This window comes from Ensifer canadensis (genome assembly GCF_017488845.2).
GTDB classification, from domain to species: domain Bacteria; phylum Pseudomonadota; class Alphaproteobacteria; order Rhizobiales; family Rhizobiaceae; genus Ensifer; species Ensifer canadensis.
Genome location: NZ_CP083373.1, coordinates 506,117 through 522,970, shown reverse-complemented (window position 1 = coordinate 522,970; position 16,854 = coordinate 506,117). Strand labels below are relative to the sequence as shown.

Here is a 16,854-nt window from a genome sequence, read left to right as displayed (position 1 = left end):
GATGCGAGACCGTCAGGGCATGTGACCCGCCCTGAATGCTAAGGGTCTTCAAGGTAAGCGCACACTTCGCCATAAATCTCATTGCCGCCGGCGGGATGTTGCGATCTGCGGAACCGCAAATTGCGTGGAAGGCAGCGTCTTCACGAGGCGACGCCCGACGGTTCGGCGACCTGTGCCACGGGACGTTGAGGAACTGCCATCAGCCGCGCCGCGCATTCGGGCACATCGGCGGCAAACTGATCGTGGAACCGGTCCGGCCGAATGTAGAGATCTTGCCGCCCTCCGGCAGCGTAGTCGTCGTTAACGCGTCGGCCAGCGTGCTGCCGGGAAATTCTCCCGAAAGGCTTACGCTGGATTCACCTGCCTCCGGAGCGACGGCGGCGAGGTCGACCGAGGCCGTCACGTTCGCATTTCCGCTGGCTGTTTCGGTGTTGACCGCCAGTGCACCGATCACGTCGTTCGCGCTCGACTCCGCAAACGCGCCATGCACCAGCACGATCGTCGGCTTGTCCTGGGAATCGGCTGCTTGTGCGAACGCGGTAGCTATGGTGCCCACCGCTGCGGCGAGCGCGAGAGCTTTGATGATATCGCGCATCTTACGTCTCCAGTTAGAGCCTTTTCGGCCGGTCAGGAGAATGCATCACGGCGGCCCGCCGGCCTATCGAACACATGCATCGGCCATCTAGTCCCAGAGTACAGGTATGATAGATCGGGTGATTAGGATGCGCCCTGACTGAGTTCACCGCAATCGCAGTTCGTTAAGAGCAACGGCTTCAGCTCATGATCGGCTGCACAAAGTTTTGTAGCGAATTCGCAGTCTTCACGTATCTGGCGAAACAGTGAAGTACGACATCGCGCGGCGCTGTGCGCCGCGACTAAACATTTTTTTAAGAAATGAGAATGGACGTAAAGCGGCGCGACGCCGCCGCCGTAAGCTCACGCTTGCGGCTTCTCGCGCAGGCTGGAAGGCAGTGAATCCCATGCACGGATGAGTTCTCCGACGGAAATAGTTCGCATCTTGCGCATCATATTGCTGCGGTGGAGCTTCACGGTGATCTCGCTGATGCCGAGTTCGAAAGCGATCTGCTTGTTGAGGCGCCCGCGCGCCACTTCTCGAAGAACTTGCCGCTCGCGTGGGGTAAGGGTCGCAAATCGGGTGGAATGCTGGTGGATGTTTTCTGCCTGTGCCCTTTGCTCCACGTCCCGCCGAATACCGGCAATCACGGCGTCGAGCAGCGTCTGGTCGCGCACGGGTTTCGTCAGGAAATCGACGGCCCCGGCTTTCATGGCCTGCACGGTCATCGGTATGTCCCCGTATCCCGTGAGGAAGATGATGGGTTTCGTTACCCCACGCGTCGAGAGTTGGTGCTGCAGATCGAGGCCACTCGCGCCCGGCATGCGGACGTCGAGCACCAGACACCCGGGCCGGTCGGGAAGGCCGGCGCTCATCAGTTCGCGGGGCGAAGGGAAACAGGCGACGTCGAGGCCGACCGATTCCATGAGTTCCTGCAGGGAGTTGCGAACATTTTCGTCATCATCGACTACAAGAACCAGCGGACTATCCGCAACGACAGCTGGGGTGCCCATCTCATCAACTCCGGCAGATTGTAGGCGCTACCATGCGCAGCGCGCTAACCTTGCCGCACTGCGACCGAATACGCGCCGACGAGTGAAGGGTGCCGTTGCCGGCCAAGATGAATATATCCTTCATCACTCTAAATCCTCATCTGCCCGAGCCGGCCGCATCTCTGCCAGCCCCGGCTGCAATTGCCAGCCGCAACCCATGTCCGCTTTTCCAGCCCGTCAGGACAATGCTCCGTCTTCTATTGCACCGCTTCGGGTTCGGCCCTTCGTCCTGTCGGCAAGCCATTTACGGACTTCGTCAGAAAATTCCGGCGGCGCCTTGCGGCTTAAGTCGCCGGCAATGTCGGCCAACGTCTCGCTTCCAAGAGAATCCCGCATGGCCTTTTCCGCGCGCAACATCACCGCGTGGATTGCGCATACGCCTTTCGTTGCCCATGACGGCGGCCGCTCCCGATATACGGCGCAGCGACCACGGATCTCCTGACAGTCGAATAAGGGCTTCCTACCTTCGATCGCATCAACAACCTCCAGAACCGTGATATTTCCAGGCTGCTTTGCGAGCAGATATCCCCCTTTGATACCCTCGGAAGCGGATACGATCCCCGCTTTTTCCAGCTTCGGAAATATCTTCGCCAGAAAACTAGGGGAAATTCCCTGAAAATCCGCCAGGTCGCGGTTGCTCAGCGGCGTTCCGGGCGAACTTGCCAACCACAGGAGACAATGCAGCCCGTATTCCACACCTGCCGTCATATGCGCCATAACGCGGACTATAATTGTCCGCGTTATGGCTGGCAAGCACTAATTTGAACCGCCGGCGAAGCGGTACTGTCGCGGTACAAAATCAGCGACCGCCGGAGACAGGAACGTCTCTCAATTCCGCTAAAGCAATCATCGGAGTTCGGCAATTGGCAGATTTGGGTGAGTTGCGATTGGGCATGCCGCACATCCTGACACCGATGGATTTTCGCGAACGTGACTGGTTGAGCCGTGCTCTTACGGCAAAGCCGCCACCCTTCCGGATGGCGGCCTTTGATCACCAGCAATTTGCAAAGATTACTGTGCAGCCTCTTCGATTAGGTCCGCGACTGCCTTGGGCTGCGACACCATCACCACATGGGATGCACCATTGATAACGACAGTGTGCTTTGAGCCTGCCCGTTCGGCCATGAAGCCGAGTGCCTTCGCAGGGATGTTCTTGTCGCCATCCCCATAGATGAAGTAGGAGGGCAGCGTCTTCCAGGCCGGCGAACCGCACTTTTCCGTCAAGGCGGCTTCGGTGATCGGGCGCTGGCCGGCGGCCATCAATGCCGCATCCTCAATCGAAACGTCGTGGGCGAACTGGTCATGAAACTTCGCCTGGTCGATGGAAAGATCGACGCCGCGATCTGCCAGCTTGACCGGAGCGGCGAGCGCTTGGCCAAGCGTTCCGCCCGGGAACTTACCGGCGAGATCGGCAGCTGCTTCCCCTGCTTCCGGAGCAAACGCTGCCACATAGACCAGCGACTTGACATTGTCCTTGCCATTGGCAGCGGTCGAGATCACCTGGCCTCCGTAGGAATGCCCGACCAAGACGACAGATCCTTTGATGCTCGAGATGATGTCGGAAACATAGGCCGCATCGCCGGCGACACTGCGCAGGGGATTGGCCGCGGCAACGACTGTGTAACCGTCCTTCTGAAGGATCTTCGTCACACCATTCCAGCTGGAGGAGTCGGCGAAAGCGCCGTGGACGAGAACGACAGTGGGCTTTGCAGGCTGGGCGAGTGCACTGCCGGAAAGGAGGGCGGCGGCAAAGGCAACGGTGGCGGCGAGTTTGAACATGACGACTTCCTTCGTGGTTCGGATCTCGGTTTAGGTTTTATTTATTTGTGTGCAATTCATTTGTGTCCAATCTATTATGCTGCCGAAACGTGGTTGTCAACCGCTTGCAAATAAATCGTGCACGATTTATTTGTTTGGAAAGGAGATCGCCATGACGAAGCCAGACGACCATCCCGGGGTCGCCGGAATGCTCTGCTTTTCCCTCTATTCCGCAAGCCACGCATTCACCCAGCTTTACCGGCCGTTGCTGGACAAGCTGAGCCTGACGTACCCGCAGTACTTGGTCATGGTGTCGCTCTGGAAACGCGACGGGCAGAACGTCAAGGAGCTGGGTAACAATCTCTTCCTTGATTCCAGCACGCTTACGCCGTTGCTCAAGCGCCTGAACATTGCCGGGTTCATTACGAGAACGCGCAACCCCCAGGACGAACGCGAGGTGCTTCTGCACCTGACGGAGAAAGGCCGCGCCCTGCAGGGGCAGGCCGATCATGTCATGCATTGCATCGGCGATGCGGTTGCGCTGGACGCGAAGGCCCTAGATACCCTCCGCGAAACGATCGACGATCTACGCAACAGGCTTCAGGCAGGGGCGGGATAGTTCGAAAACCTGCTCACAGCGACAGGCCGAGAAGCTACCTCGAAGGGGGACGCAGAGCGTGCACGCGCCCCGATCCCATCGTCGGTCCGTTTCGATGAACCTTCCAGCCGCATTGTCGTGGATTTCACAAACGGCGCAGCTTTCATGGTGCCTGCCCGATCGATACAAGGCCTGGAGAATGCAACGCCTGCCCAGTTGGCGGAAGTCGAGCTTTTGGGCGAAACTGGCTTGCATTGGGAAACCTTAGACGTGGATTTCACCATCCTCGGTTTAATGAAGGGCATATTCGGAACTGCGAAGTTCATGGAGGCTCAGCGCCGAGGAGGGCAATCTCGGTCTGCCGCGAAGATCGAGGCAAGTCGAGCCAACGGCGCGAAGGGCGGACGTCCCCGGAAGATCAGCTAGCTGGCCAATCGCCGCAGGGCGCTGAAGTCGATCCATTTCGAAGCAAAAAATGAGAACATCGGATGTACAAGGAGGTCGCCTTCGGCGGAAGCAGGGCGTTTCTGTCCCGTACTGACTTTATCGTCTTCTTAGCAGCCTTAACCCTAATCGCACCTGTACTCAGGCAGAGCGAGAAAAACGATCCTGGCCACTTGCTGTGATGCCGACAGACAGCGTGCCGTCATCACGTAGCTGCTGAAAACCCTCTGGCGTTTGTAAGTGCGATGTAAAACAGGCATCTTTCTGTCGCGTAGAGTTGTATCGATCGATGCTATTTCACGCTCAATGCTTGAGGATCTGGCTAAGAAACAGCTTCGTACGTTCATGCTGAGGGTTAGTGAAGAACTCTTCCGGCCTCCCCTCTTCGACGATCTGGCCCGAATTCATAAAGATCACCCGGTCAGCAACAGCTCGGGCAAACCCCATTTCATGGGTAACGCAGACCATCGTCATGCCGTCCCGGGCAAGACTTGTCATTGTGTCGAGAACCTCCGAAACCATTTCAGGATCGAGTGCGGAGGTCGGCTCGTCGAACAGCATCACCGCCGGTTGCATGCAAAGCGAGCGTGCGATTGCCACGCGCTGCTGCTGGCCGCCGGAAAGCTGCACAGGGTACTTGTTGGCCTGTTCGGGGATACGCACCCGCTCCAGAAACGTCAACGCCCGCGCCCGCGCCTCTGCCGCCGGAACACCGTTGATCCACATCGGCCCAACCATGCAGTTCATCAGCACAGTCATGTGGGGGAAGAGATTGAAGTGCTGGAACACCATGCCGACATTGCGCCGCACTTCGGAGACATTGCGCATCTTGCTGTGCAGGCTGATACCGTTGACGACGATCTCACCCTCCTGGTGTGCCTCAAGGCGGTTGAAACAGCGGATGAGGGTCGACTTGCCGGAGCCGGAAGGGCCGCAGACGACGATGCGCTCGCCCTTGCGGACCGTCAGGTTGATATGCGTCAGGACCTGAAAGGCACCGTACCATTTGGAAACGTTCCTGACGTCGATGATAGTCTCAGCACTCATCGGACCTTGCTCCTGGCGTAATGACGTTCGATGCGGGACTGGATGAGTTCGAGGCAGATGGACATGATCCAGTAAAGCATCGCGGCGGATATGAGCATTTCCATGTGCTGGAAGCTCTTTTGCCCCAGCGTGCGGGCGAGGAACATAAGTTCCCAGACACCGATGACGGAGACGAGCGAACTGTCCTTCAACATAGAGATGAACTGGTTGCCGGTCGGCGGAATGATGACGGGCAGCGCCTGCGGCAGGATGACCTTGCGCATGGTAAGCCCGAAGCCAAAGCCGATGGAACGCGAGGCTTCCCACTGGCCGCGGTCGATGCTTTGAATGCCCGATCGAAAGATTTCGGTCATGTAAGCGCCGTAACAGAGCGAAAGCGCCAGGATGCCAGCTGGAACCGCATCGATGATGATGCCGAGTTGGGGTAGACCCAGATAGATCAGATAGACCTGCATCAGAAGCGGCAATCCGCGGAAGAATGATGTGTAGAAGCTTGCGATCGCATAGGCGAAACCGTTGGTCGAAAGTTTCGCAACCGCGCCAAGGATTGCGATGAGCGAGGCAATCACGATCGAAACGGCCGAGACATAGACGGTCGTCACAAGGCCTTGCGCGATCAGGAAAGGCAGCTTCTCCTCGATAAAGGGCAGGCTTAGGTGGAAGGTCTGGAAGAAGGCGAGAAACAGCACCAGAAGCTCCATCCAGACGATGGCGATCTGCAGCCTGAGACTGGCGAAGCCGATGAGCACGATGTTCAGGCAGAAGAGCGCCGCCACGACGAGAGCAATGGCGAAACGTCCGTAGAAGCCGCTCTCCAGCGGCTCGCCTATCACCGGGCGCATCAGTTCGCCCATCGTTGTCCCGGTCAGATTGAAAGCCATGAAGACGACCAGGACGGCTGCGAAAACCGACGCCACGAACGAAGGCTTGTGGACGAGAATTTCGGAGTCAACGGTATCCGGATAGAGCATGTTAGTCCCTCTGGACAAAAAGGCGATCCGGACCAACCCGGACCGCCAGACGTAGACAAGCCTACTTCACGACCGTGTAGTCGACGCCGTACCACTTTTCCGAGAGCTTGCTCAGCGTGCCGTCGGTCTGCATCGACTTGATCGCTTCGGCGATCTTGTCGTTCAGCTCCTTGTCACCGTGCTCGATGGCAACGGCCAATGGCTCATAGAAGACCGGATCGCCGACCTGCTTGATCGGATATCCGGCCTTGATGGCATCGCGAATACTCGGCAGCGACGACACCACCGCATCGACGCGAACGCCGTCGCCGAGGCGCAGGTCGTCGAAGGCCGTTGTCGAGTTGGCGTATGACTTCACTTCCTTCGGCTTGAACGCGTATTCGAAGGCGGGAGCCCCAGCGGCATCTAGCGTCAGTTCCTGCTTCGCGTAGGCTTCGAAGGTCGACGTTGCCGTCGTTCCGACGACCTTGCCGTCCAGGTCGATCAACGTGACGGCGAGACTATCGTTGTGCACAGCGACCGCCGCCGGCGTGTAGTAGTAGACGGCCGGGAAGTCGAATATCTTGGCCCGTTCCTTGGTCGGCGTCATCGAGCCCACATGCATGTCCCAGCGGCCCTGCCAGTTGCCGGCGGTGATGATATCCCAGCCTGGGGTGACGAACTCGACGCCGACACCGAGGCGCTTGCCGATTTCCTTGGCAACATCGATGTCGAAACCGTCCATCTCGTTTTTGTCGTTCATGAAGGACTGCGGCGCCCAGCTGGCGTCGGTTGCAACCTTCAAGGTCTTTGCGTCGAGCACGCGCTCGAGCAAGGCGCCGGCATTGGCCGGAAGCGCCGTGAATGATATGGCCATAGATGCGGCCGCCGCTGTCAATCTGGCGAAAGTGTTCATTCGGTCGTTCCCTCTTGTCGTTCTGGTTTGGGCAGGGTCCTCTTCCTGCCATAGGGGTGATCTTGAGTTCTCAAACGCCCTTCTGTCTTCCGGCGATACGAGGCAGCGCGGAGCCGCCCTTTCCTAATAACCGTGGAAGTCAGCGCTCTTCTTTCTTGTCCATCTCGTCACGCACAGTCCGCGCGATCCGGAAGGTTTCGACGCCCGCGGGAATGCCGCAATAAATCGCGATCTGGACGAGTGCCGCACGAAGTTCCTCGTCGGTCAGGCCATTGCGGATCGCGCCGCGGAAATGGATGGCGAATTCATGCATGCGGTTGAGAGCCGCCAGCATACCGAGGTTGAGCAGGCTGCGCTGCTTGAGATCGAGCCCCTCGTCCGTCCAGGCTGTCCCCCAGCAATACTCATTCAAAAGATCCTGGAAGGGACGCGAGAAGGCGTCGCTGTTGCCGATTGCCCGATCGACATAGTCGTCGCCGAGCACCCTACGCCTCACGGCCTCGCCCTTCGCCTGCAGCGCTTCATCCATCGACTTTGTCCCCCTGTCTCAGAAAATCGGCCATCAACGTCGCTACGAGCTCCGGCGCTTCGACAAGAATGGAATGGCGCAGGCCCGGCAGTATCCGGAGTGCGGACCCGGGGATGCGCTCGTGCATGTACCGGGCCATCCGAGGATTGGAGCCTGCATCGTCCTCACCGGTTGCGATCAGCGTCGGGCAACGGATCTGGTCAAGGAAGCCGCCGAAATCCGTCTCGGCGAGCACCCGGTAAGCGGCGACATAACAATCCGGATCGTTTTCGGCATCGCGTGATCGTAGCCTCGCGATGATCTCGGGATTGCGCTCCTGGAAGTCTTCGGTCAGCCAGCGCGACAGCGACGCGTTGTGGTGATCAGCGGGCGTGCCCGCCCTGAGTGCCGCCAGGCGTTCAAGCACGCGCTCCCGTTCCGCCGACGTTCGTCCGGCAACCGTCGAAAGCAGCGTAAGCCGGCGCAGTCGGCCGAGATGGGTCAAGGCAAGACGCTGGGCGATGAGCCCGCCGAGTGAGAAGCCCGCGAGATTGAAGGTGGAGAAGCCCGCCTGATCGGCCAGAGCCAACGTCTCATTGACGAAGTCGTCGATCTCGTATCGCCCCTTGACCCGGCTTGACTGGCCGTGGCCACGCAAATCGAAAGTCAGGATCGTAAAGCGATCCTTCAGCCGTTCGACTACCCCCGACCACGCCTCCAGATAAGATCCGACGCCGTGAATGCAGATGAGCGGCTCGCCCTCACCGTCGATACGGTAATTGAGCGTAACCTCTCCGATGGTATGGCGTTGGGTCCCCGCCATCGTCAGCGCCCCACCGCGACGTGCTTCTGCTCGTTCTCGCGCGCCGCAAAGAACGGCATGATTTCCGAGATGAACAACTCCAGCGTCCGCTTCTGCAACTCGAACGGCAGGTTGAAGGTCAGGCCAAGACAATATTGGTCGACGCCAGCCGCTTCATAGGCCAGCAGCTTCTCAATCGCTTCGTCCGGTGTCCCAAACATCAGGTTTTTGCGGATGTTTTCCGGATTGTAGTTATCCTTGCCCTTGACCGCTTCATAAGGCACGGCTTCCGGAAAGCCGTCGCGCACCGCGCCGATATTCTGCATGAGGTTTTCGAAGGCGCGGCCGTAGTCCATGCTGTGCTTGACGGCGAGTTCCCCACCATCCGGCCTGTCGTAGACGCAGGTGCGGCGCTGCATCATGAAGCGCGGTCGCGGAACTTCCGGGTGATCAGCGACCGCTTTGTGAAACTTGTCAGAAAGCACCTGGATTTCAGCAGCCGGCGCAGAGAGCGGCGTCGACAGAATGCTGGCACCGTTCGCAATCGCCCAGTCGAATGTCCCGGGATCGCGCGCCGCAACCCAGATCGGCGGATGCGGCTGCTGTAGCGGCTTGGGCACGGCCGCCGTCCGAGGGAATTTCCAGTAGTGCCCTTCATGCGCGTAGTCGCCGGACCACAACTTCTTTACGGCCGGGACGATCTCCTTCATGTAGGCGACGCCTTCTTGCTGCGGCATACCGCCGGCCATGCGATCGAACTCATACTGGTAGGAACCGCGCGCAATGCCGAATTCCAGGCGGCCATTGGTCAGATGGTCGCAAAGCGCCGACTCGCCCGCCAGCCGGATCGGGTTCCAATAGGGTGCAACCAGCGTGGATGTGCCTAGCCGAATCCGATCCGTGTGCTGTGCGAGCCAGACGAGCGTCTGGAACGGGTTCGGAGAAATCGTGCATTCAAGCGTATGATGCTCGGCGGTCCACAGCGCCTCGAAACCGCCTTCATCGGCAACTCGCGCGAGCTGAAGCAGGTTGCTCTTCACCCGCTCCATCGGTACGTCCGGAGAGAAGCGTTCCATCGTGAGGGAAACTGCGAACTTCATGGTTTTCTGCCTTTCGTGTGCCGGTGCGTTTGTCGTTACTTCAAGCGAATGACGAAGGGGTCCTGCATCGCGCCGGAGTAATCGACGATGACGTTCTTCAGCCGCGAGAACTCGTGCATGACCTCGAAGCCGCCACGCCGGCCGTAGCCGCTTTCCTTGAAGCCGCCATTGGCGGACATGAAGGAGGCGGATCGATAAGTGTTGATCCACACCGTGCCGGCGTCGATCCGATTGGCGAAGCGCAGCGCCCGATCGATGTCCTTGGTCCAGATGCCAGAGGCGAGGCCATAGCGCGTGTCGTTGGCGAGTTGGATCATCTCCTCCTCGTCGCGGAACGGCATGACCCCGACCACAGGGCCGAAGAGTTCGTCGCGCATGAAGGTCATGTCGTTCTGCGCGTCGATCATGACGGTCGGCTCGAAGTACCAGCCTCCTTCAGCAAGTCCTTCTCGCTGGGGTCGGCGGCCGCCTGTGGCGATCTTCGCGCCTTCCCTGACGCCGGATGCGACGTAGCCCTCCACTTTCGTAAGTTGGTCGGCGAGCGCGAGCGGGCCGATATCCGTGTCGTCGGCCGTCGGCAGGCCGACGCAGATCTGCTCGGTCCTGGCGACGAGCGCGTCGATGAACCTGGCGTAGGCACCCGCCTCGACAAAGCAGCGTGAGCCTGCCACGCAGGTCTGGCCGGCAGCCGCGAAGACGCCGGAGACGACGCCATTTACGGCATGTTCGATATCGACATCCCCGAAGACCACATGGGGCGACTTACCACCAAGCTCCATTGAGCAGGGAATGAGGTTCTCAGCTGCATTGCCCGCGATCCGTCGACCGGTGGCTGTGCTGCCCGTAAAGACATATTTCGCGACACCGGGGTGGCGCGTCAGCGCCTCCCCGGCGCTTTTTCCCGTACCCGTTACCACATTGACGACGCCGGCTGGAAAACCCGCCTCGTGGATCAGCTCGGCAAGCGCCAGCGTGGAAGCAGTTGCATGTTCCGAAGGCTTGATGACGACCGTGTTGCCGATCGCCAGGCATGGCGCCAGCGTGCCGGTCAGCAACATCAGCGGCGAATTCCACGGCGTGATCATTCCGATGACGCCCAAGGGTTCGCGAAGATTAAAGTTCAAGGTGTCGAGCCGGTTGATCGGGATCGTCTCGCCCTGCAGCTTGTCGGCCATGCCGGCGAAGTAGTGGTAGCTGTCTGGCATGGCGCGCATCTGCGCCGTGGTTTCCTTGAGCAGCTTGCCGTTGTCGCGGGTCTCGATTGCTGCAAGCGCATCGGCATTCTGACGCACGAGCTCGGCGAGACGGCGCATCAACCCGCCGCGGTCGGTCTGTGTCATGCGCCGCCACGCCGGGTTGCGAAAGGCGGTGCTGGCGGCCGCAACGGCGGCGTCGACATCGTCCGCATCGCCATCGGCAAATTCGTACCAGGGCTTGCCCGTCGTCGGGTCATAGCTTTGGATATACGTGCCGTTTCTGGGCTTCACGAACTGCCCATCGATGAACACGAGCTGGCGCGATCCTTCGATGGAGGTGACTGTCGTCTTCATATCACTGTCCTTGGTCTTGGGAGGCTTGAAGCCAGGCACGGGCCTCGCCGTCGATCATCGCGACGCGACCGCCGTCATCGGAATCCATGTAGATGCCGAAGCGCCCCGCCTGCCGCTCGCGCACATAGCGCCGCAGCATGGAACGCAGTTCATGGGTGGCGATCGCGTCATAGGGCAAATCGTCGATCGGGAAAAAGCGAAGATCACCAGGCAGGCTGCTCCCCTCGCCGGCCAGGCGGGCGCGGTAAACAAGATAACCCGGATCGCTGTCGGCAACGTCGAATACGGAATAGAGAAACGTTTCTTCCGGTACGAGGCGAAGCGCATCGCCGCCGTCGACGACGAGCTGGCTATCCGCCTTTCGACGCCGTGCCGATGGCAGCACCCAGCTGCCCTTGCCGTCCGAGCGCAGCAGCAGACGATCGCCAGCTTCGATGAGATAGCCGATGATCATGCCATGAGAAGCAAGCCAGCCATTCGGCAGCGGATCCTTCACGCTGGCGTAGCGCCCCCTGCAGAAGCCAAGCGGCGCAGTCGGGCTGGTGCCGAAGGCGCGAACCTCACCGATCAAGATCGCATGGTCGCCGGCGTCAACCGTGTTTGAGGTGGTGCAGTCGAACCAGGTCAAACTGTCTGTCAGCACCGGCGCACCCGTGTGGATGTGGTCATGTGTCACCGATTGGAACTTGTCCTGCGACTTTGAGGCGAAGATCCCGGAAACATCGACCTGTCCCTCATGCAGAACGTTGACGGCAAAGCATCCGGCTCTGGTGAAGGCGTGGTAGCTCGATGCCGACTTCGCCACGCAGACGAGCAGCAAAGGCGGGTCCAACGAAACGGAGGTAAAGGAGTTTGCGGTCATGCCGCGCGGCGTGCCGTCCTCGTCACGCGTCGTGATCACGGTAACACCGGTCACGAACGTGCCGAAGGCGCGACGCAGCGCTATGGGATCGATAGGCGCGTCGGTCGATGCGGCTGTCTCGGTCATTCCTCAATGCCTCCTCTCCATCAGGTTGAGTAGAGGCTATCCCCGAGTTACCGACCATTCTTCCACGCCTTCGTAGGAGCAAAGGGAAAACGTCTCCGCCGATCCATAGGAGCATGAAGCAGGCCGAGAACGAGCGCTGCGATCGCCGCGCAACATGTGGTCAGACCAGGAGGAAAAATCAGCCGCGGGCGGCGGAGCGATTGTCGATGACGCCATTGAGGCGGATCGCGAGCTCAACGGCGAAACGCTTCTCCGGCGTTTCGACATCTATGCCGAAAAGCTCCTGAATGCGCGACAGCCGGTAACGCAGTGTTGTCACATGCAGGCCCATCGCATCGGCGCAGGCCTGACTGCGACAGCCCTCCTGCAAATAGACCGACAAGGTTTCCAGGTAGGGCGTTCCGTTCTGGCGGTCGTGGTCGGCAATGGCGCCTATGCTTTCTTCTACGAAGCCTCGGACATCGCCGGCCTCGCAAGCAGCGACCAGCATCGGAAGCGGACCGAAGTCTTGGGCTGCGAGCGATCCGGTCAAGCCGAAAGAGCGGCCGATCCGGATCATGCGGGCGCAGCGCTCCCAAGCGGCCGGATAGTCGGCGAGCGCCGCGCAGCGATTGCCGGCCACCACGATCGGCTCCTCATCAAAATATCGGCCCAACTCCTCCGCAATGCGGCGTGTGAGCTTTACCAGGCGCTCCTGTCGCTTGCTGGCGTCGTAAGGGACCAGGCAGACGGCACCACCAGCGATGGCGACCAGACCCGCCGGCAATGACGCCTGCTGCATGATGCGCGAAAGCGTGTGCTCGACATCGACGGACGCGCCGCCGAAAGCCTTGGTCTTGTCGGGAAAATCGATGACGATCATCTGCTGAGGCACGGAGAAACTAAGCCCAAGGCGCTGAGCACGCTGGGAGATATCATTCGCGTCGCGCCAGCGGCCCTCCACCACCTCGAAGAAAAGCTCAGTCTGGGTTCGCGTCTCAAAGCGGAAGCGAATGAAGCTGCGCATCATCTGTACACTCAACGCAAATTTGGCGCTATCCAGCATCATCAGATCCAGGTCGCTGAATTCCTGTGGTGAAGGGAAAATGATCAGTGCGCCGACCAATTGCATGTCGACCATGAGCGCTTCGACGCGCGCGGAAATCTTGAAACGGTGATTGCCGAGATCGAGAAACAGACTTGTCTCTTCGCTCGCGCCCATTTCGGCCGCATCACGCGCCGCCTTCATCAGCGCACGGGCGAGCAAAGTCGAGGCCGCATCCTGCCAGCCATTGTCATCGATCAGCGTCGGCTTCGGCGACCTGCCGGCCATGACGTGGTTTGCCGTGAAATCGACGACAACCGTTGGGTTGGGTATCATTGCGCCAACCATCGCTGAAAGCGATGACACCGATCCGTCGCTCAACACATGCTCCAGAAGCGAGGTGTGCGCCTTGAGCGTCCGCTCCAGACGCTGCGCAGACACTTTTTGTGCCTCCAGCTGATGTTCGCGCTCGACCGCAATGGCACCAAGGTGGATGATCGACCCGAGAAAGGCGAGATCATCCTCTGAGACCTCCGTCACCTGCCGCGCAATGACACTGAGCACCATAGGGCGGCCCTCCGCGTCCCTGCAATTCATCGGCATCACGAGAACGGTGCGATAGTCGCGCTCGAAGGCTTCTTTTCGATAGCCTGGAAAGTCGACCGTTTCCCGCGCGTCACGAATATAGACGGGCTCGTTGCGCTGGAGCGCGATCAGTGACGGGCTCGTCGCCAGTTCCCATTTGTCCGGCAGTTGCCGATCAATCAGCGTGGGATCGTGGCGCACGATCACATGGGCGTAGCCGTGTGCCGCATCGATGCCCATGATCGATCCCAAGGCCCAGTTGGCATGGCGGCAGGCGGCGGCGATGAGCTGCTGCAGTACGGTCCGCAAGTCGCCGCCGCTGTTGATTTGGCTGGCGACGTCGCGGAGCGACAATATCCGGGACTTCTGATCCAAATCGGCTCGCCTCTTGACTTCCGTCAACTACCATGCGCGCACAGACCGTATAAATCCACTATCTTTCATAGGAAAATTTGGACGGTTGATCCGACGAAACATAGGAACCAAAACCTGGCTTCCGCAGGTGCAGACAATCAATCTCCGGCGTACTTATCCGAGCCCGCATCCAGCACGTGTTATGCGAGTGTATTCAGACCTCGTGGCCACCGGGCTCCCTATGACCACGAAAGCTGGAGTTGTTGCCGAACTATGTCTTAGTCCACGGCCGCCTTCTGGAGCACAGAGATCGCAAGGATCTTTGCACCGGTCTTGATGGACGTCTCCGGAGCCGGCGCAAAGAAGGGCGAATGGTTGGAAGCAACAGGTCTGTTTTCATGCAGGGCTTCTTCGATCTGTTCGGGAGAACTCCCGCCGATCCAATAAAAGATCGAGGGCACGCCCGCCTCGATGAACTCGGGATAGGTTTCCACTCCAAGCGTTGGCTGCACGGCGGCTGGTACATACACGATATCTGCGAAAGACCTATCCAATGCCGGCTTGATGTCACCGATCAGCTGCGACGAATTTGTGCCGGCCACAGCGCCGCCGCCGATGCGCAGCAATTCCGGCTCCGGGGCCTTGGCCGATTGTGCCGTCGTGCCGGCCACCCTATGCATTGCTTCAAGCAGCAGCTTGCGGGTCTCTGGCGTGGTCGAACGCATCGTCAGCTTGAGCTTGGCCTGATCAGGGATGATGTTGCCGGCTGTCCCCGCCTGAAAGCTGCCGATTGTGATCACACCGGGCTCGCGTGGGTCTTTCTCGCGACTGACGACGGCCTGGATATCGGTGACGAAGCGGGCGCCCAATACGATCGGGTCGATCGAAAGGTGTGGTGCGCTACCGTGCGCCCCTCGGCCTTTGAAGGTCAGGTCAAACGTATCGGAGTTTCCGCTGAAGGCCCCGTCCTTCACGGTAATCTTGCCGGCAGGCTCGCCGTTCACATGCACCGCGAAACCGAAATCCGGCTTTGGGAACTTCTCGAACAGTCCCGCCTTGAGCATCGCCGTCGCGCCGCCGCCGATTTCTTCGGCTGGCTCGCCGACCAAAAGGAGCGTGCCGCGCCAATGATCCTTCATGTCGACCAACAATTGCGCAGCCCCGAGCCATGACGCCATGTGGATATCGTGGCCGCAGCTGTGGGCGACAAAAACCTTTGCGGCGTCGGTGTTCCCGGGCCACTGGGTTGCCGGCACCTGTACCCGGCTAGCATAGTCAAGTCCGGTCTTTTCCTCCATCGGAAGGGCATCGAGTTCGGTGCGAAGCATAATCGTCGGTCCGTCACCATTCCTGAAGACGCCGACGAGAGCGGATTCGACACCGAGGCCTGCAGTTACCTCGAAGCCGAGCTTGTGAAGTTCAGTTGCCAGCAGCTTTGCCGTCCGAGTTTCGTGAAATCCGAGTTCGGGATTGGAATGGATATCCCGGTAAACCCTTTCAAGTTCAGAATATTTTTGTTCGATGAGTGCGTCTAGTTTTACGGTGTCCGCAAGAGCCGGACTTGCAGAAACCTGCAGCGCGAGAAGCAGAGCGCTCGAATTGGCCAGTATCGTCTTCATTTGGGTCCCCTTCAGTCTCATTACGTTTCTTGACGGGACCATGATGAGGAGCACCGGCAGCGGGGGCATTCTCCTATACAGAGGAAAAGCAGCGGCAATTTTTCTCGCCACTGATCTAAAGTCTGCAATCTGGGCGCCAAAAGGCAGGCATTTCAGAGATCGATTACTTGAGGGCCGCAGCGATCCAGTCATCAGGAGAGATGGAACCTGCCGGCCCCCATCAGCCTTGGACGCTGCCGGCCAGCACATTGGTCTGCTTTCTTTCGCAGGATCGTTCGAAGCATCTCTTCATCCGAACATAGGAAGAATTCACCGGGCATCGCGGTAGGTTGTCGCAAGTTTCCACTATCAGCGGCTTCAGAAAATGACCCTCGGCATCAGAAAAATTTGCACTTTCCTGGAAGAGACCTTCGTAGAAGGCGGCAAGGCGGCCTCCCGTCCCGTCAATATCGTTGTCGTGGCAGCGGTAATCCGTAACCCTTGGGCCGGGCGAGGCTTTGTCGACGATCTCCGGCCGGAGATCATCCGCATCGCCGGCGAACTGAGCCATGAAATGACCGACCGGCTATTGCGCCAGCTGGCGCCGGAAAGGATCGAGGCTTGCGGCAAGGCAGCCGCGGTCGGGATCAACGGAGAGATCGAACATGCCTCGGCGATGATCCATACTTTGCGGTTCGGCAATCCCTTCCGCGAAGCGATCGGCGGCACCAACTATCTGGAATTTGCCAATACCCGCAATGCGCCAGGTGCTCTTCTGTGCCTGCCGATGATGCACAAGAGTGAGAACGGCAAGCGATCGCATTTCCTCACAGCCAATTTCCAGATCGCCGATGCGCCAGGCCCGGATGAGATCATCGTTGCCATCGGCGCTTCCGATAGCGGTCGTGCCCATGCACGCATCGCCGACCGCTTCCAGGACATCGCCGAAATGGAAGCCGAAAAAATGGCCTCGCTCAGCAGGGCCTGACCAAGGCAAGAACGCGGA

At 59.5% G+C, this 16,854-nt stretch carries 17 protein-coding genes; 3 read left to right on the top strand and 14 right to left on the bottom strand.

Annotated elements, in window-relative coordinates; genetic code table 11:
- Positions 1-199: 199 nt before the first annotated feature.
- The 4 genes from J3R84_RS38940 to J3R84_RS32275 form a co-directional block, all read right to left on the bottom strand.
- Positions 200-595: a hypothetical protein gene (locus tag J3R84_RS38940; protein WP_057225325.1), complete on the bottom strand. Its 396-nt coding sequence runs from the start codon at positions 593-595 to the stop codon at positions 200-202.
- 341 nt (positions 596-936) lie between these two features.
- Positions 937-1,587: a response regulator transcription factor gene (locus J3R84_RS32285; protein WP_057225322.1), complete on the bottom strand. Its 651-nt coding sequence runs from the start codon at positions 1,585-1,587 to the stop codon at positions 937-939.
- Positions 1,588-1,803: 216 nt separating this feature from the next.
- Complete coding sequence (locus J3R84_RS32280; RefSeq protein ID WP_057208198.1) at positions 1,804-2,343, bottom strand: RrF2 family transcriptional regulator; 540 nt, start codon at positions 2,341-2,343, stop codon at positions 1,804-1,806.
- A 294-nt stretch (positions 2,344-2,637) separates the two neighbouring features.
- Positions 2,638-3,405, bottom strand: coding sequence for an alpha/beta fold hydrolase (locus J3R84_RS32275; RefSeq protein ID WP_203529920.1), 768 nt, complete (start codon positions 3,403-3,405; stop codon positions 2,638-2,640).
- Positions 3,406-3,556: 151 nt separating this feature from the next.
- Between J3R84_RS32275 and J3R84_RS32270 the strand changes: the two genes are divergently transcribed.
- A complete protein-coding gene (locus J3R84_RS32270) occupies positions 3,557-4,003 on the top strand; it encodes a MarR family winged helix-turn-helix transcriptional regulator (protein WP_057225319.1) in 447 nt (148 codons plus the stop codon).
- 9 nt (positions 4,004-4,012) lie between these two features.
- Complete coding sequence (locus J3R84_RS32265; RefSeq protein WP_057221019.1) at positions 4,013-4,408, top strand: DUF2442 domain-containing protein; 396 nt, start codon at positions 4,013-4,015, stop codon at positions 4,406-4,408.
- A 321-nt stretch (positions 4,409-4,729) separates the two neighbouring features.
- On the opposite strand, the gene J3R84_RS32260 is transcribed toward J3R84_RS32265, so the two are convergent.
- From J3R84_RS32260 to J3R84_RS32215, 10 genes are all read right to left on the bottom strand, one after another.
- Positions 4,730-5,473: an amino acid ABC transporter ATP-binding protein gene (locus tag J3R84_RS32260; protein ID WP_171521016.1), complete on the bottom strand. Its 744-nt coding sequence runs from the start codon at positions 5,471-5,473 to the stop codon at positions 4,730-4,732.
- The gene (locus tag J3R84_RS32255; protein WP_057225316.1) at positions 5,470-6,444 is read right to left on the bottom strand and encodes an amino acid ABC transporter permease; all 975 of its coding nucleotides are present in this window, start codon (positions 6,442-6,444) and stop codon (positions 5,470-5,472) included. Before J3R84_RS32255 ends, J3R84_RS32260 begins: the two co-directional genes overlap by 4 nt.
- A 61-nt stretch (positions 6,445-6,505) precedes the next feature.
- Entirely contained in the window at positions 6,506-7,339 is an 834-nt protein-coding gene (locus tag J3R84_RS32250) for a transporter substrate-binding domain-containing protein (protein WP_057225314.1), read from the bottom strand.
- Positions 7,340-7,478: 139 nt separating this feature from the next.
- The gene (locus J3R84_RS32245; protein WP_171521017.1) at positions 7,479-7,868 is read right to left on the bottom strand and encodes a carboxymuconolactone decarboxylase family protein; all 390 of its coding nucleotides are present in this window, start codon (positions 7,866-7,868) and stop codon (positions 7,479-7,481) included.
- Positions 7,861-8,670 (bottom strand): alpha/beta fold hydrolase, encoded by an 810-nt coding sequence (locus J3R84_RS32240; protein WP_057225310.1) that lies wholly within the window; start codon positions 8,668-8,670, stop codon positions 7,861-7,863. The genes J3R84_RS32245 and J3R84_RS32240 overlap by 8 nt, the downstream gene beginning before the upstream one ends.
- 2 nt (positions 8,671-8,672) lie before the next feature.
- Positions 8,673-9,749: an LLM class flavin-dependent oxidoreductase gene (locus J3R84_RS32235; RefSeq protein ID WP_057225308.1), complete on the bottom strand. Its 1,077-nt coding sequence runs from the start codon at positions 9,747-9,749 to the stop codon at positions 8,673-8,675.
- Between the two features lie 35 nt (positions 9,750-9,784).
- Positions 9,785-11,299, bottom strand: coding sequence for an aldehyde dehydrogenase (locus J3R84_RS32230; RefSeq protein WP_057208175.1), 1,515 nt, complete (start codon positions 11,297-11,299; stop codon positions 9,785-9,787).
- Between the two features lies 1 nt (position 11,300).
- Complete coding sequence (locus J3R84_RS32225; RefSeq protein WP_057208173.1) at positions 11,301-12,287, bottom strand: flavin reductase; 987 nt, start codon at positions 12,285-12,287, stop codon at positions 11,301-11,303.
- Between the two features lie 178 nt (positions 12,288-12,465).
- Entirely contained in the window at positions 12,466-14,271 is a 1,806-nt protein-coding gene (locus tag J3R84_RS32220) for a helix-turn-helix domain-containing protein (RefSeq protein ID WP_057225307.1), read from the bottom strand.
- Positions 14,272-14,528: 257 nt separating this feature from the next.
- Entirely contained in the window at positions 14,529-16,061 is a 1,533-nt protein-coding gene (locus tag J3R84_RS32215; protein ID WP_162254173.1) for an amidohydrolase, read from the bottom strand.
- A gap of 172 nt (positions 16,062-16,233) precedes the next feature.
- Between J3R84_RS32215 and J3R84_RS32210 the strand changes: the two genes are divergently transcribed.
- A complete protein-coding gene (locus J3R84_RS32210) occupies positions 16,234-16,836 on the top strand; it encodes an amino acid synthesis family protein (protein ID WP_057213534.1) in 603 nt (200 codons plus the stop codon).
- Positions 16,837-16,854 lie beyond the last annotated feature (18 nt).